This is a genomic window from Pseudomonas sp. B6(2017), assembly GCF_002112765.1.
In the GTDB taxonomy this organism is placed as follows: domain Bacteria; phylum Pseudomonadota; class Gammaproteobacteria; order Pseudomonadales; family Pseudomonadaceae; genus Aquipseudomonas; species Aquipseudomonas piscis.
The window spans coordinates 83,515-100,603 of sequence record NZ_NEIQ01000015.1 but is presented as its reverse complement, the minus strand read 5'-3'; the positions used below and the strand labels follow the sequence as shown (position 1 = coordinate 100,603).

General features: G+C 64.5%; 5 protein-coding genes. All 5 read left to right on the top strand.

Translation table 11 applies throughout. From position 1 onward, the window contains the following. The first annotated feature begins 2 nt into the window (after window positions 1–2). The 5 genes from CAG11_RS24175 to pltF are packed head-to-tail and all read left to right on the top strand — an operon-like array spanning window position 3 to window position 17,089. The gene (locus CAG11_RS24175; protein WP_085598270.1) at window positions 3–7,394 is read left to right on the top strand and encodes a type I polyketide synthase; all 7,392 of its coding nucleotides are present in this window, start codon (window positions 3–5) and stop codon (window positions 7,392–7,394) included. 49 nt (window positions 7,395–7,443) lie between these two features. Beyond that, a complete protein-coding gene (locus CAG11_RS24170) occupies window positions 7,444–12,768 on the top strand; it encodes a type I polyketide synthase (protein ID WP_085598269.1) in 5,325 nt (1,774 codons plus the stop codon). A 49-nt stretch (window positions 12,769–12,817) separates the two neighbouring features. Beyond that, on the top strand, window positions 12,818–14,452 hold the full coding sequence (locus CAG11_RS24165) for an NAD(P)/FAD-dependent oxidoreductase (protein WP_085598268.1): 1,635 nt from the start codon (window positions 12,818–12,820) through the stop codon (window positions 14,450–14,452). A gap of 1 nt (window position 14,453) precedes the next feature. Further along, window positions 14,454–15,596, top strand: a complete 1,143-nt coding sequence (gene pltE / locus CAG11_RS24160) for an L-prolyl-[peptidyl-carrier protein] dehydrogenase (RefSeq protein WP_085598267.1) — start codon at window positions 14,454–14,456, stop codon at window positions 15,594–15,596. Beyond that, complete coding sequence (gene pltF / locus CAG11_RS24155; protein WP_085598266.1) at window positions 15,593–17,089, top strand: L-proline--[L-prolyl-carrier protein] ligase; 1,497 nt, start codon at window positions 15,593–15,595, stop codon at window positions 17,087–17,089. Before pltE ends, pltF begins: the two co-directional genes overlap by 4 nt.

Here is a 17,089-nt window from a genome sequence, read left to right as displayed (position 1 = left end):
GAATGGATGCCCGTGCGCCCATGGATTTCGAACCCATTGCCATCATCGGTAGTGGTTGCCGCTTCGCCAAAGGCGCAACGACACCCGAAGCATTCTGGGAACTCCTTCGTGCTGGGACCGATTTCATCGGACCGGTACCCACTCAACGCTGGGACTCGGAGGCAATCTACGACGAGTCCGCCGCGCAAACCGGTACGACCTACTGCAAGGTCGGGGCGTTCTTGCAAGATGTCGATCGCTTCGACGCCCATTACTTCGGTATCTCGGCCTCCGAGGCCAGGGAAATGGACCCGCAGCAGCGCCTGTTGCTGGAGGTCGCTTGCGAGGGCGTGGCACGTGCCGGCATGACTCGCGAGCAGCTCAAGGATAGCCGCACCGCGGTATACGTCGGGATGCTGGGCATGGATTACCTGGCATTGCACTCACGCGAGGCGGGGGTCGGGCAGATCAATCCCTACTATGCCGCCGGCAAGGAGTTCAGCTTCGCTGCCGGGCGTATCGCTTATCACCTGGGGGTGCACGGCCCGGCGATGACCGTGACCACTGCTTGCTCCTCATCCTTGGTCGCCATGCACTTGGCTTGTCGTGCCTTGCAAGCCGGTGAAGCGGACCTGGCCCTGGCGGGCGGGGTGAACCTGATGCTGGCCCCAGACCTGACGATCTACATGAGCCAGATCCGGGCGATTTCCCCCAGCGGCCGGTGCCGGGTGTTCGATGCCGCTGCCGATGGCATTGTTCGAGGCGAGGGTTGCGGGGTAGTGGTGCTCAAGCGCCTGGCGGATGCCATGCGCGATGGTGATCCGATCCAGGCGGTGATCAGGGGCTCGGCCATCAACCAGGATGGCGCCAGTGCTGGCCAGACCGTGCCCAATGCCAACGCCCAGGCTGCGGTGATCGCCGAGGCGTTACAGGTTGCCGGGTTGACGGTGGAGGATATCGACTACGTCGAGGCCCATGGCACAGGAACGCCCTTGGGCGATCCCATCGAGCTGTCCTCCCTGGCCCAAGTGTTCCAGGGCCGTGAACGCTCGCTGATGGTGGGATCGGTCAAGGCCAACATGGGGCACCTGGACGCGGCGGCCGGCATGGCCAGCGTACTCAAGGCCATGAAGGTCCTGGAGCACGCCGAGGTGCCCCCGCAACTGCATCTCACGCGCTTGAACGAGCTGGTGGACTGGAAGCGTTCCAGGCTCTGCATCCCCACGACGCTCGAGGCCTTGCCCAAACGCTCGCTCCTGGCCGGAGTCAGCGGTTTCGGACTCAGCGGCACCAATGTCCACATGATCCTGGAGGACGCCAGGGCCTATCGTCAGGCGCGATCGCAACAAGTGCCTGCGGCACAACTTCGGCCCTGGATCCTTCCGGTATCGGCCAAGGCCGCCCAGGGCGTGGTGGACCAGGCCAGGGCCTATGCCGACCAGTTGCCGGAGCAGGATGATCGGCAACTGCGAGCCTTCGTCGCCAGCGCACTACATCGCCGGGAACATTTCGCTTTTCGTCGTGCGGTGGTCGGTGTCGATAGTGCTCAGTTGAAAAGCCAGCTGGCACAACTGGCGCTCCCCTGCGCGGCATGCGCCACGGACGAGCAGAGCGAACCAGCGGCGGTCTTCGTCTTCACCGGGCAGGGCGCCCAATGGGTCGGCATGGGCCAGGACCTGCTGGAGCGCGAACCGGTGTTCCTGTCGATGATCCAGCGTTGCGACCAGGCCATGGCCCTATGGGCGGACTGGTCGATCGAGGCCGAATTACGCAGCGCAGAAGGCGCATCCCGGTTGCACCTCACCGAGTTTGCCCAGCCATGCATCTTCGCCATCCAGGTGGCGCTGGCCGAGTGCCTGGGCCAATGGGGCGTGAAGCCTGCGGCTGTGGTCGGGCATTCCATGGGCGAGGTGGCTGCCGCCTATTGCGCTGGAGCCCTGGACCTGGAATCGGCGGTACGGGTGATCCATTTCCGGGCCCAGGCCATGAAGGGCACATTGGGCCAGGGCCGCATGTTGGTGGTGGGGCTGGCGGCGCAACCGCTTCAGGCGCGCTTGGCGGTGGATCGGCAGCTGGAGTTGTCGGTGGTCAATAGTCGTAACAGCTGCGTGGTGTCCGGCAGCCCTCAGGCGGTGCTGGAGTTGGACCGGCAGTTGCGCGAGGAAGGTGTCTTCACGTACCTGATGCCGGCCGAATATGCCTTCCACTCCTACCAGATGGATACCTGTCTGGAAGCCATTCGCCTGGGGCTGGATGGCCTGGCGGCTGGACCGGCATCTATCCCATGGGTCTCCACCAGCGCCATGCCTGATGTCGCAGCGATAGCCGATGTCCAGTACTGGCTCGACAATGCCCGCGGCGCCGTGCGCTTTGACCGGGCTATCGAGCACCTGGTCGACCAGGGACATCGATTGTTCGTCGAACTGGGACCGCACAAGGTGTTGGCGCCATCGATCAACCAGATGTTGGCCGACCGCGGTGTCGAAGGGCTGGTTTGCGGGGCACTGCACAAGCAGGGCGACGCCGCCACGGAACTGGCGGCAATCCTCGCTCGACTGTACGAGCAGGGCGTGGCGCTCGACTGGCAAGCCTATCAGCCCAGGGAACAGGCCTTCGACCTGCCGGCTTATCCTTGGCAGCACCAGAGTTTCTGGTTCACCCCTGCGCCGGTGGCGCCCCTGGTCGAGCCGTTGATGGACCTGCGAGCGCAAGTAGTGGTCTATGACGCCCAGGGCAATATCCGCGCCCAGGCCCATGATTTGCTGCTGAGCCAGCCCGGACAGGCGGAACCCGACTTGCAGGTGGCGATGTCGGTCGCAGCACGGGAACCGGTGGGGACAGTCATGGCCGCCGACGTACGCAGCCAGATCAAGACCCTGCTGACCGAAATCATCGGTGCGGCTTGTGTCGATCCGGACCCGGATCGTGGATTCTTCGAGCTGGGCCTGGACTCCATTTCCCTGGTCGAATTCAAGCGCAAGCTGGAGCAGCGCCTTGGTCTCAAGCTTTCGGCCACCGTAGGTTTCGACCATCCCACGCTCAATCGTTTGAGCCACTATCTGCAAGGGTTGTTGTCCAGCCAAGCGCAAGCCGCCTCGGCAGGCATAGGGGGTGAAGCAGGAAACGCAATTGCGAGCGACTGCCCGGCGCAGATCGCCGTGGTGGCCATGGCTTGTCGGTTTCCCCAGGCGGACAGCCCCGAGGCGCTCTGGCAATTGCTGCTCGAACAGACCCCGACCGTAGTGCCAGTGCCTCAGGAGCGGTTGGTTGGTGCGGTGGCCTGCGACGCTTTCCCGCGCTTTGCCAGCCTGATCGAGCGCCCTGAGGGATTCGACGAAGATTTCTTCCGGATTTCCCCCAAGGAGGCCAGGAGCATGGATCCGCAGCAGCGCCTGCTGCTGATGGTGGCCTGGGAAGCCTTGGAACGGGCCGGCCTGAGTCAGGAAAAGCTGCTCGACCAACGGGTTGGGGTGTTCGTTGGCGCCAACTCCCACGACTACGAAGCCAGGGTCTTGAACTGCCCCGAGGGCGTGGATGCGCACTACGGAACGGGTAGTTCGTTTTCCGCCATCTGCGGACGCCTCTCGCATTTTCTCGGCGTGCGCGGCCCGAGCCTGACCGTCGATACTGCTTGCTCGTCTTCACTTGCCGCCATCCACCTGGCCTGCAACAGCCTGCGCAGCGCGGAGTGCGATGTGGCCATCGTCGGCGGGGTGAACGTCATCGCCTCGGCGGCGATCTTCCAGTCCATGGGGCAGGCCGGTGCATTGGCGGCGGACGGTATCAGCAAGACTTTCGATGATCGCGCCGATGGTTATGGCCGGGGAGAGGGTTGCGGCGTGGTCATTCTCAAGCGCCAGGCCAGGGCCGAGCAGGATCGGGACCCCATCGTCGCCACCATCCTCGGTTCGGCGATCAACCATGATGGTGCCTGTGCCGGCCTGACGGTTCCCAACGGACCGGCCCAGGAAGCGCTGATCCGGGACGCACTGGCCAACTCGGGGGTGCGGCCCGAGCAAGTCGGCTACGTGGAGGCCCATGGTACCGGGACCGTGCTTGGTGACCCCATCGAACTCAATGCCTTGCATAACGCCTATCGCCAGGGATGCGCCGATGGTACGCCGGCGCTGACCGTCGCCTCGCTCAAGGCCAATATCGGCCACCTGGAGGCAGCCGCCGGCATTGCCTCGCTGATCAAGGCCTGCCTGGTGGCAGAGCGGGGCCTGGTGCCGCCGCAGCCCCACCTGCATATCGCCAATACCCGGGTGGCGTGGGAGCAGATGAACCTCAAGCTGCCCCGCCAGGCGGTGGCCTGGCCGGAACCGAGCGAGGCGCGGATCGCCGGGGTCAGTGCCTTTGGTTTTACCGGTACCAACGTACATGTATTGCTCAAGGGACATCGCTCGCTCCCCGTTGCGCCGTTGTCGTGCGATGCCGAGCCCGTGGCCTTGTGCTTGTCTGCGGCTACTGCGGCGGCCTTGGCGGCCCTGGCCGGTCGTTACCTGGACTTCCTGGGCGAGACTGGGCATGCCGCCCAGGAGATCTGTTCCAACGCTCTGGTACGCCGCACCTGGTTCAAGGAGCGCTTGGTGGTTCATGGGCGCAACTGCCAGGAATTGCGCGAGGCGTTGCAGGCCTGGCTCGATGGCTCTTCGGTAATTGATGACAAGGTGCCAGGTTGCGATGAGCCCTGGGCGCTCCTGGCCGATGCCTTCATGCGCGGGGAGCGGACGTCCTGCCCCGAGCGTTTGCCAGAAGGGCATCGGGCACTCGAGCTACCCGGCTACCCCTGGCAGCTCAACGATTACTGGCTCGACACCGTTGGCCCAGCGTTGCCCGGTCAGCCGTCGCGAGCATTACCGGCTCATCCCTGCCTGCATTCTCTGGCACGTCCGACGAGCGACATCTGGTACTGGTCTGCATTACTCGACCCCCAGGGTGATTACTACGAGCCCCTGGCTGGCCGGGGCCAGGAGTTCAAGCCGCACTGGCTGCTTGATGCGGTGCTGCAGGCCATCCGGGAAACACCACGGGGCCTGCAGCAGATTCGCGACCTGCGCATTGCCCGTGTAGGCCTGGCCGCCGGGCAGCCTGTGATCTCGCACCTGACCCTGCACCTCCAGGCGTGCGGTGCCACTTTCGAGCTGGCGGTGCAGGGCGTCCATGACGAGGTCCGCCAAGTGTGCATGAGCGGAACGCTGCAGGAGTGTGAGATGCCTCTGCCAGGCGAGCTGGAGGCGTCTGGCGAACAGTGCCTGGAAGTTTCCGAAGATGGCTTGTCCGGATTGTCGGTAGGCTCGGCAGCTGGGCCGCGCCAAGCACTGAGCCACTTCGCTGCGTCCCTGGCGCCGGAGCAACGGCAAGCGGACTTGTTGGAAAACGCGATCAAGCTCTTTGAGGGTGCCAGTGCCGCGACCCTCCTTGGGTTTTCCCGGATCCAGGTGCTTGCCGGCCTGCCGTCGAGCCTGAGGGTGGTACTGGCTCCTGGGGCGGATGGCAAGACGGGTTGCCTGCAAGCTTTCGACTTGCAGGGGTGCCGGGTCGCTCTATTCGAGGCGCCACTGTTCGCCGAACCTGGTTCGCGATACCTGGCCGAGATCGCTGAGGCAGCGCCCGAAGTACCGATGATCCGCCGGGAGTGGCGCGACTATCCGTTGCCCGAGACCAGCGAACCGGTTCCGGGATATTGGTTGGTGCTGGCTCGGCAGGCCGGGGATACACGACCGCTGCAAGCGGCCTTCCAGGCAGGGCATTGCTCGATCGAGATCATTGCCTTGCAGGACGGTACGCAACCGTTACCGCAGCGGCTTGCCCAGGTGTTGCGCCGGGTCGGCACGGACGCTTCCTGTCGCGGGCTGGTAGTACTTGGTGCCGCCGGTGCTGTGGCTGGGGAGGGCTGCAGCCTGTCGCCAGCGCTGCTGGCCGGCACCGACGTGATGCAGGCCCTGGCCGCTGCTGCGGCGAGCGGTGCCAAGCCCGCCAAGCCGATCTGGTTCGCCGTGGCCGGCAGCCAGGCCAATGAGCCGGTGGCGGCCGCGAGCCAGGCTGCATGGCAAGGAGCGGCGCATATCTTCGCCCTGGAGCATCCCGCCTGGTGGGGTGGACTGGTCAGCCTCGACGGGCGCGACAGGAGAAGCTACGCCAGTCTTTGCCGGCTGCTGCGCGGGCAACCCAGCCATGACCATCTGGCGATCGAAGGTGTTCGGATCCGGGCCCAGTACCTGGTGGAGGAGCCAGCTGCTGCTGTACGGCCGCTGGACCCGCCACCGCTGGCGGGAACGGTGCTGGTGCATGCCTGCCCCGGAAGCGACCTGGAACCGGTACTCAAGGCGCTTGCGCGGCGCGGGGCAGCGCGGGCGTTGCTGCTCAGCCACGCTCCGGAACAAGTGCGCTGGTCGCAACCAGCGCCGCTGCCGCTGTCGACAGCCATGTTGCCGCAGGAGGCAGGCTTGGCCTTGGCGCAGCTTCTTGGCTCACTGCGCGCGCAGGGCCCCATCGCCGGCTTCGTTCATCTGGGCACTGACTGGCGCACCGTGGCCCTGGCCCGAGCGGAGTTCGGCTCCCAGGCGCAGGCGCTCGCCCGCCAGCTTGAAGTCCTGCAACAGATCCACCAGGCCTTGGACGACCCTCGGGCGTTCTTCCTGATCATGGGCAGCGCCACCTCCCTGCTGGGCGGTGCGGGTTTTGCCGCTTGTGCCATCGCCGATGCCTATGCCGCCTGGATCCACGACCAGCGTCTTCGCCAGGGCCTCGCTTGCCAAATGCTGCAGGTGACGCAAAGCGAGCGTGAACTGGAGCACGACGCCAACGCCAGGGCGGCGCTGCAAGCCAGCGGGCTGCAACCGCTGAGCCAGGTTCAAATCGAGCAGGGCATCCTGCGCCTGCTCGAGGGCGGTCATGGCCAATACGGCCTGCTCAATGTCGAGTGGCCACAACTCAAGCGCCTGTACCAGAGCATCCTCCCTTGGCCGCTGCTTGAGCACATGGGCATGCAGGACATCGAGCAAGACTCACGCCTGGACGAGTTCGCCGGCATGCCTCCCGCGCGCCAGAAGCGAACGATGCAGGCGCTGGTGTGCGAAGTGATAGGGCAGGTGTTCGGCATCACCGATGGCCGGGACCTGGACGTACGCAAGGGATTCTTCGACATGGGGATGTCCTCGGTCATGTCGCTGGACCTGCGCGCCAGGCTCAACCGTGCACTGGGCATCGACCTGCCGTCGACCTTCGGTTTCGAGTACACCTCCATCGAGCAGGTGACGAATTACCTGATGGACCAGCTCTTGGAGTCCGCACCGGTTGTCGCTGCCCAGAGTGCCGCACAGGCAGGGCAACAGCAGGACCTGAAGCAACTGTCTCGGGCGCAGCTGATTGGCGCACTCGAGGATGAGCTGCGGGATCTTGCCAATTACTAGCCCGGCAGTTGCGTGGCGACTGCCAGAGAATCACCGATCGAGGCCTTTTATGGATAACGATATCCGCGATGCAAGCAAGGACCAGCTGCAAGAGAGCCTTGCTCAGGCGATCACCACCATCCGTGCGCTCAAGGACAAGGTCGCCGGCAAGTCCCAGGTATCCGGCGAGCCCATTGCCATCGTCGGCCTGGGCTGCCGGTTGCCGGGGCATGCCGATAACCCCAGGCGTTTGTGGAGCCTGTTGAAGAACGCCACCGATGCGGTGGGAGACATGCCCACTGACCGACTCTACGGTACGGACTACTACGACCCCGATCCACAGGTGCCTGGCAAGGCCTATGTCATGCGTGGTGGATTCATCGATGCGGTGGACCAGTTCGACCCGACCTTCTTCGGCATCTCGCCAAAGGAAGCGCAAGGAATGGATCCGCAACAGCGGCTGGCCCTGGAAGTAGCCTGGGAGGCCCTGGAGCATGCCGCTATCGCTCCCGACAGCCTGCACGGCAAGAAAATGGGGGTGTTCATGGGCGTCAGCACCAATGACTACGTGCGCCTGCGTCAGCAACTGGGCGTGGCCGAGGACGTCAATGCCTACCAGTTCTATGGCGAGACCAGTTTCGTCGCCGGGCGCATCGCCTACACCCTGGGCTCGAGGGGGCCGGCGGTGGTGCTCGACACCTCGTGTTCCTCGTCCCTGGTGGCCCTGCACCAGGCCTGCAACAGCCTGCGTAATCGCGAGAGCGACGTGGCGCTGGCCGGCGGGGTCAACCTGATCCTGTCGCCCTACGGTTTCATCCTCGTCAGCAAGTTGCGTGCGGTAGCGCCCGATGGGCGCTGCAAGACCTTCGATGCCGCGGCCGATGGCTACGGGCGTGCTGAAGGCTGCGTGATCCTTGCCCTCAAGCGCTTGAGCGATGCGGTACGCGACCAGGATCCGATCATGGCCGTGATCGAGGGCAGTGCGGTCAACAACGATGGAGCCAGCAGCGGGATCACGGTGCCCAATATCCATGCCCAGGAGGAAGTCATCCGGCTGGCGCTGGGCCAGGCCGGGCTCCAGGGTGTGGAGGTGGACTATGTCGAGGCCCACGGCACCGGTACGGCCCTGGGCGATCCGATCGAACTGCGTGCACTGCATGCGGCGCTGGGCCAGCAGCGCGATGGTGCGAAACCGCTGCTGGTCGGTTCGATCAAGGCCAACATGGGGCACCTGGAGCCAGTCGCCGGGGTCACCGGGCTGGCGAAGATCCTCTTGTGCATGCAGCACGAGGCCCTGGTGCCACAAGTGCATTTCCATACTCCCAACCCTCGAGTGGAGTGGGATCGCCTGGCTCTGAAGGTGGTCACCGAAGCCACGGCCTGGCCGCGTCAGGGCAAGGCGCGCCACGCCGGGGTCAGCTCGTTCGGCGTTACCGGGACCAACGCCCATGTGGTGGTGGGGGACCCGCCGCCCAGGACGCGTGGTGCAGGACACGGCAGCCCCTGGCAACTGCTGACTATCTCGGCCAAGGGCGAAACCCCGCGACGCCAGGTTGCCGGGCGCTACGAGCGTTTCATCGCCGAGCATGACGAGCTCGAATTACGCGACCTGTGCTACACGGCGAACCTGGGGCGCGCGCATTTCGGCCATCGCTTCGCGGCCGTTGCCGATAGCCGCGATGGGCTGCGCGAGCAATTGGCGGCTTATGCATCGCGCAAGGTCATTGGCAACGTCTTCGACGGCCGCTGCCAAGGGGCCCCCGAGGGCCTGGTCATGCTGTTCCCCGGTCAAGGTTGCCAGTACCGTGGCATGGCCCGGGAACTGTATGAGCACGAACCGTTCTTCAAGGCCCGGATCGACGAGTGCCGAGCCCTGCTCGGCCCGATGATGGAGGTGGATCTGCTCACCCTGGTGCTCGACGACTCGGCCGCCAGCGAAGGCTACCTGGAGCAGACCCGTTACGCACAGCCAGCCATATTTGCCGTCGAGTACGCCCTGGCTCGCCTATGGATGCATTGGGGAATCGCTCCGGATGCGGTGTTCGGCCACAGCTTTGGCGAAATCAGCGCCATCTGCGTGGCCGGAGCGATTTCCCTGGCCGATGCCTTGCGCATGGTGGAGGCGCGTGGTCGCCTGGCGCAGCAACTGATGACCGCGGGCGGGGCAATGTATGCCCTTGGCATGAGCGAGGAGCAACTGGGCGCGGTGCTCCGGGAGTTGCCGGGTACTAGCGTCGAATTGGCCGCGGTCAACAGCCCGCAGGACCTGGTGGTAGCGGGTCCGCAGGCTGAGGTGCAGGCGCTGGCCGAGCGCCTGCGGACCAGTGGCTGCAAGGTGCGCAAGCTGGGCGTGTCCCATGCCTTCCACAGTGCCGCTACCGAGCCGATGCTCGAAGCATTCCGCGAGGAGGTGAAGCAGCTTCGTTTCAGTGAGCCGCGTATGCCCGTCATCGCCGGCGTCACGGGGCAGGTGCATACCCTGTCGAGCCTGAGTTCGCCTGACTATTGGTGCATGCATACCCGCCAGGCCGTGAGGTTCAGTGCTGGCGTCACTACCTTGCGTGAAGAGCTGTCGGTCGGGACGTTCCTCGAGGTGGCCCCCGATGCGGTTCTCACGCCGCTGATCGGCCGTGATGAAGGCGCAGGCGAGGTCCTGGCCATCCCCTGCATGCGTCATGCCGGCGAGCCCTCGCGGGACCTGCGTATCGCTGCAGCGCAGCTCTACGTCGCTGGCTACGATCTCGACTGGGCGAGACTGCACGAGCATGACGGCGCACTGCGCCAACCCATGCCCAGCTATGCTTTCCAGCGTCAACGCTATTGGTTCGACGTAGCCCAGGGCGCATCGTCCGGCGTCTCATCGGCCCCGCCCGGCTCATCGAGCTTAATGGGGCACCCGGTCAAGGCACCGACCCCGGCGTTCGAGGCGACCCTGGACTGCGCCCGACTGCAGGCGTTGGGAGCTGAGTGTCGCGATGACTTGGTGTTGTTACCGCCTGCCCGCCTGCTGGCGGCTTTCACGGCCCAGATCATCGACCAGCTGCAACTGGAGTCCTGCGCTATCAGCCTGGCGAGCATGCCCCAGGCCCTGGTCATGCATCCGGATGACCAACTGAACCTGTTCACCGAACTCAAGCCGCTTGCAGGCTCGGCCTGGGAAGTGCGCTGCTTTGCCTTGAGCGACGCGGCCAAAGCCGCCACTGCCGATTGGCAAGCGGTCTTGTCGCTGACCCTGCAAGCGCACCCCGTCAGCGCCGGGCCACTACCGGGTGCGGAGCAGGAGTCGACGCATGAGCCGGGGTTCGTCTACCACATGCAACTGCCGGCAGAAACCGACGGCCACGGCAACCGCTTGGCCCAGGTGCTGGAGTACCTTGGCCAGGCGATACCGGATAACGCAGGCGCAACGGTGGCAGGTCTTTGTTGCTTGTTCTGCACGCGGGCCAGCATGCACGAGGTGCAAAGCCTGGCCCTGGTCGCTAGCCCGGCGGATCCGCAACAGTTCGATTGCACCTTGTATGGCAGTGCTGGCCAGCCTGTGGGGCGGCTGGAGGGCGTGAGCCTGGCCGCGGCAGGCAACGAGCAGGCGCTGTGTGGCCCCCTTTGCCAGCCAGACGTGCTCTACAGTCTCGACTGGCTGGAGCGCCCGCGCAAGCAGGCCGACGTGCTTCGCCCGGATCGGTTGTTCACCCTGGTCGCGAGTTCACCGGAGCTGGCCCAGCCACTGGTCGAGCAGCTGCAGTCGGCCGGGCACCGGGCGTTGGTCATGTCTCCCCAGGCACTGCTCGAAGCCAGTCGAGTCGCCCTGGCCCAGGCCCCGGGCCAGTCTCCTTCGCTGGACAGCCAGGCGCTGGCCGCCGAGATCATCGTGCTCGACGGCAAGGACGTCGTCGATGCCCATGGCACCAGCCTACAGGAGCTGTCGAACCTGTCGGCGCAGCTGTTTCACCCCGTGCTGGAGCTGGTCCAGTCACTGATCGCCCTGGGCGAGCGCGGCGGCCGGCTGTGGCTAGTCACCCAGGGGGCGAACGCCGTCGGCCTGGCGCCCGGGCAAGCCATGCAGGTGGCGACGGTACCCTTATGGGGGCTTGGCAAGACCATCGCCCTGGAGCATCCCGAGCACTGGGGCGGCCTGATCGACCTGGCTCCCGACGATCATGATTGGGCCCGGGCGTTGGCTGCACAAGTCATCGATCCCGATGGGGAAGACAAGATCTGCCTGCGCCCCGGCAAGCGTTATGTCCAGCGCCTGAATCACTTCAGTGAGGCTCGCTTGCCCAGCCGCGGTTATGTGCCTTGCGCCCAGGGTAGCTACCTGATCACCGGCGGCATGGGCGGGATCGGCCTGGCCATGGCCCAGTGGCTGCTGGACAAGGGGGCCGCCGAGGTGGTGATCACCGGCCGGCGTCCGCTGGAGCGGGTGGGCGCCGAGTTGGCGCGATTCGGTGCGCAGGCTTCGCAGGTTCGCTACGTGCAGGCGGATATCACCTCGCGCCAGGACATGCTCGGGGTATTCGCAGGGTGCGCATCGCCAGGCCTGAAGCTCAAGGGCATCTTCCATGCGGCGGGTATCTCCATTCCCCAAGACCTCGAGGATATCGATAACGAGAGCTTCGATCAGGTCATGCGGCCAAAGGTTGAGGGAACCTGGTTGTTGCATGAACTCTCCCTGGACCAGGACCTGGAGTTCTTCGTCATGTGCTCGACGATCGCCAGCGTGTGGGGGTCGCAGCACGTGGCCAGTTATGCCGCCGCCAATCAGTTCCTCGATGGCCTGGCCTGGCACCGCCGGAGCCAGGGTCTGCAGGCGCTGGTGATCGACTGGGGGCTCTGGGCCGGAGGCAGCCACCTGTTCGACGAACAGGTCCTGAACTTCCTCACCAGCGTCGGCCTGAAACAGATCGTGCCGGCGCAGAACATCGGCCTGTTGTCGCGGATTCTAGCCAGCGGCATGACCCAGCTAGTGGTATCGGGGGTCGACTGGGATCGCTTCAAGCCACTGTTGGAGTCCCGCGGCCCGCAGCCCCTGCTGGAGTACATCCGCAGCCAGGTGCCGGCCGCCAGGGTCGCCGAAAGCACCGGTGGCGACATCCTGGAGCGGCTTTCGGCCACCGACGAGGCCGGAGTGCTGGCCTTGCTCGATGGCTACGTCTGGGAGCAGTACGCCCAACTGCTCGGGGTCAAGACCGAGCAAGTGCGGGCCAAGCTCGAAGACGGCGGCAGCCTGATGGACTACGGCCTGGATTCGTTGCTGGTCATGGACATGGTTGCCCGTTGTCGCCGCGATCTGAAGCTGGAGATCAAGGCTCGTGAGTTTCTCGAATGCCCGGGCCTGATGTGGCCGGATTTCCTGGCCCGCTCGATAAGGGAACAGGGTTGCCTGGCCGAGGCCTGAAAGGCCTGCGGCACAGATACCTGAAGAATGATCTGCCATTGAGGTGGTTATGAATGATGCGCTGTTTGGCCAGGTGCCAAACCATTACGACGTTCTTTTGGCCGGCAACAGTATCAGTGTGACGATGCTCGCTGCCTGCCTGGCCAGGAACGATGTCCGTGTCGGCTTGCTGCGCAACCGGCACCTGCCGCCCGACCTGACGGGCGAGGCGACGATTCCTTATACGTCGATGATTTTCGAGTTGATCGCCGACCGCTATTCGGTACCCGAGATAAAGAATATTGCCCGTACCCGCGATATCCACCAGAAAGTCATGCCGTCTTCCGGGGTCAAGAAGAACCTCGGATTCATCTACCATCAGCCAGGCCGAGCAATGGACATGGGCCAGGCGCTGCAATTCAACGTGCCTTCCGAACATGGCGAGAACCACTTGTTCCGGCCTGATATCGATGCCTACCTGCTGGCTGCTGCAGTGCGTTATGGCGTGCAACTGGTGGAGGTGGCGGATGCCCCGCGGGTCGTGCTCGACGATCGTGGAGCCAAGGTGGCGGTGGCGCAGGGAGGCTGGGTCAGCGCCGACTTCATCGTCGACGGCAGCCCGGCCGGGCAGATGATCGCCCGCCACGCCGACTTGCCCTCGGAGGCCTGCACCATGCAGGCCCGGACCCGGGGATTTTCCACCCATATGCTCGGGGTGGTGCCGTTCGATGCCTGCGTTGAAGACGATTTCCCCGGCCAGTGGCATGAAGGCACGTTGCACCATGTGCTCGAGGAAGGCTGGGTCGGGATCATTCCTTTCGACAACCACGCGCATTCGCGTAACCCCTTGGTCAGCGTACTGGTGTCGGTACGCGAGGATGCCTGCCAGGGTGCCGACGGCGACCAGGTGCTGGCAGGGCTGGTCGACAAGTATCCCGGGTTGGCCAAGCACCTGGGCGGTGCCCGGCGAGTACGGGAGTGGGCGGTTCGCGAGCCGCTGCGCGAAGTGTGCCCTTCGGCGCTCGAGCGCCGCTGCCTGATGTTCGACGAAGGCGCGGCGACCAATGACTTGCTGTTCTCGCGCAAGCTTTCCAATGGAGCGGAGCTGGTACTGGGCCTGGCCCATCGCTTGATCGATGCCGTGCGCAGCGGGGATTACCGCAGCCGGGCGCTGCGCGAGTTCATCGTCACCCAGGACAGCATCATCAAGCTGAGCGACCGGATCGCGGCAGGTGCCTATGTCGCGTTTCGCGACCCCGAGCTTTGGAACGCCTTCGCCCGGGTCTGGCTGCTGCAGTCGATCGCCGCCACCATCACTGCGCGCAAGGTCAACGATGCCTTCGCCAAGTCCCTGGATCAACGGGCTTTCGAGGAGATCGACCGACTGGCCGAGGATGGCTTCTGGATGCCCCTGTACCAGGGCTACAAGGATATTCTCAACACTACCCTGGACCTTTGTGATGACGTCGAAAGCACCAAGGTTTCCGCGGCGCAAGCTGCAAGTTGCATTTTTGCGGAGCTGGCCAAGGCCAGTTTTGTACCGCCTATCTTTGATTTTGCTAATCCTCACGCTCGTGTCTATCAACTGACCACCCTACGAAAGCTCAAGGCGCTCTGGTGGGGCCTGATGCAGGTGCCTTCGGAGGTCGGCCGGCTGATCTTCTATCGATCCTTCAGAAAACCATCCATGCGCAAGGAGAGTTGAAATGGACTTCAACTATGATGTCGCCCAGAAAAAACACGTTGCCATGATCGCCGAACTGTGTGCCGGCCAACTGGCCGAGAGCCGCAACCCACATTCGAGCTATTTCACCGCCCAGCAGTGGGCGGCTTGCGGCGAGGCTGGCTTGTTGGGGTTGTCGATTCCCCAGGAGTACGGTGGTCAGGGCCTGGGGGCGTTATCGACGGCCATTGCGATGCATGCCTTCGGCCTGGGCTGCACGGATATGGGATTGGTTTTCGCAGCTGCGGCGCATCAGTTCGCCTGCGCCATGCCCATCGCCGAATTTGCCTCGACGCAGGTCAAGCGCGAGGTCCTGCCCAAGCTGGCCAGTGGCGAGTTCATCGGTTCCAACGCGATCACCGAACCCGAAGCGGGCTCGGACTCCAGCAACCTCAAGACCCGGGCCTGGCCCCAGGCGGACGGCAGCTACCGGCTCAGCGGCCACAAGAGCTTCGCCGGCAATGCGCCGATCGCCGACATCTTCGTCACCTATGCCACCAGTAACCCCGAGTACGGCGCCCTGGGGGTCAGCGGGTTCGTGGTGCAACGCAACACTGCGGGTATCAGGGTCAGCGATCCATTGGCCAAGGTGTGCCTGAAGAGCTGCCCGGCCGGCGAAGTGTTCTTCGACGATTGCCAGGTTCCCGAAGCCAATCGCCTGGGTGAGGAGGGGCAGGGCCGGCAGGTGTTCCAGAGCTCGATGGGTTGGGAACGCGCCTGCCTGTTCGCGGGATTCCTGGGCATGATGGAACGGCAGCTGGAGCAGGTTATCGAGCACGCCCGTACCCGGCGCCAGTTTGGCAAGGCCATCGGTGACAACCAGGCGGTCTCGCACCGCATCGCCCAGATGAAGCTGCGCCTGGAGTCGGCCCGGTTGCTGCTGTTCCGGGCGTGCTGGGGCATGGACCAGGGCGATCCGGGGCAACTGAACATCGCCTTGTCGAAGCTGGCGATCAGCGAGGGTGCGCTGGCTTCGAGCATCGATGCGATCAGGATCTTCGGCGGCAGGGGCTGCCTGGAGTCCTTCGGTATCGAATCGATGCTGCGTGACTCCATCGGCACCACGATTTTCTCCGGCACCACCGACATGCAACACGAGATCATCGCCCGGGAGTTGAAGCTATGAAGCTGCTGCATGAACGGGTGATGCATAGCGCTGCGCGCTATCCGCAGCACTTGGCCGTGGTGGACGAAAACCAGGGGCTGAGCTACGAGGCGCTGGAGGCGAGGACCCGGGAATTCGTCGCCATGTTCTGTGCCCTGGGGGTGCGCCAGGGCCAGCGGGTCGTGCTGTGGGCACACAAGTCGGTCGATCTGGTGGCGGTGATGCAGGCCGCCCTGCGCTTGGGCGTGGTGTATGTTCCGGTCGATCCGATGAGCCCGGTGGCGCGTCTGCAAAAGATCGTCCATGACTCCCAGGCAGTGCTGCTCATCTGCACCAGTGCGCGCCTGGAGGAGCTCGTTGCATCCGAACTGCAGCAGGTGCGTTGCGTGGTGTTGGACGATGTAGCCAACGCTCGTCACTGGCGCAATATAGAGGCAGGTTCCGGTGTGGTGCCGCAACTCGATATCCAGCCCGATGACCTGGCCTATATCCTCTATACCTCCGGCTCTACAGGCGTGCCCAAGGGCGTATCCCTCAGCCATGGCAACGCTCTGGCGTTCGTCGATTGGGCGTGCTCCAGCTACGGCTTCGAGGCGGGCGATCGTTTCGCCAACCATGCGCCGTTTCACTTCGACCTCTCGGTCCTGGATCTCTATGGCGCGCTCAACAGCGGCGGGACGGTCTACCTGGTGCCCGAGTCCAGCGCCTACTCTGCGCGATTGCTGACCGAGTTTGTCAGGTCCCATGAGATCACGGTGTGGTATTCGGTGCCCTCGGTGCTCATGTTGATGATGCAGGACGGCCACCTCCTGAGCGATCTGCAAGGAACCTTGCGGGTCGTGTTGTTCGCCGGCGAGCCTTTCCCGATCAAGCACCTGCGCGAACTGCGTAGTGCCTATCCCGATGTGCGCCTGGCGAATCTGTTCGGCCCTACGGAAACCAACGTGTGCACCGCGTTCGAGGTGACTGCCATCGATCCCCGGCGCCTGTTGCCGGTGCCCATCGGCACTGCGGCGTCCGGCAATCGCATCTGGGCGCAGAAAGACGATGGCAGCCCCTGTGCCGTTGGCGAAGAGGGCGAACTGATCGTCCAGGGACCTACGGTCATGTTGGGTTATTTCGGCAAGCCGGCGCATCAGGGGCCCTACAAGACCGGAGATATGGTCAAGCAGTTGGCGGATGGCAATTACGAATACCTGGGGCGGCGCGACGACATGCTCAAGTTGCGTGGCAACCGTATCGAGCGTGGGGAGGTGGAGGCAGCGTTACTGGCCCATCCCCAGGTCAGCGAGGCGGCGGTACTGGTGACCGGGGAGGGAATGAATGCCCAACTGTGGGCGGTGCTGGTCCCCGAGGGGCAGGCCCGGCTGTCGATCATCGACCTCAAGCGTCACTGCGCCCAGCGCCTGCCGCGCTACATGATCATCGACCATTTGCTGTGCCTGGATGCGCTACCGCGCAACGCCAACGGCAAGGTCGATCGCTTTGCCCTGGCCCGGCGAGTGGAGGGTTGA

Excerpts from the sequence above, each read along its gene's own strand:
- CAG11_RS24165 (WP_085598268.1), top strand. The coding sequence starts at position 12,818 with ATGAATGATGCGCTGTTTGGCCAGGTGCCAAACCATTACGACGTTCTT.
- CAG11_RS24175 (WP_085598270.1), top strand. The coding sequence starts at position 3 with ATGGATGCCCGTGCGCCCATGGATTTCGAACCCATTGCCATCATCGGT.
- CAG11_RS24170 (WP_085598269.1), top strand. The coding sequence starts at position 7,444 with ATGGATAACGATATCCGCGATGCAAGCAAGGACCAGCTGCAAGAGAGC.
- pltF (WP_085598266.1), top strand. The coding sequence starts at position 15,593 with ATGAAGCTGCTGCATGAACGGGTGATGCATAGCGCTGCGCGCTATCCG.
- pltE (WP_085598267.1), top strand. The coding sequence starts at position 14,454 with ATGGACTTCAACTATGATGTCGCCCAGAAAAAACACGTTGCCATGATC.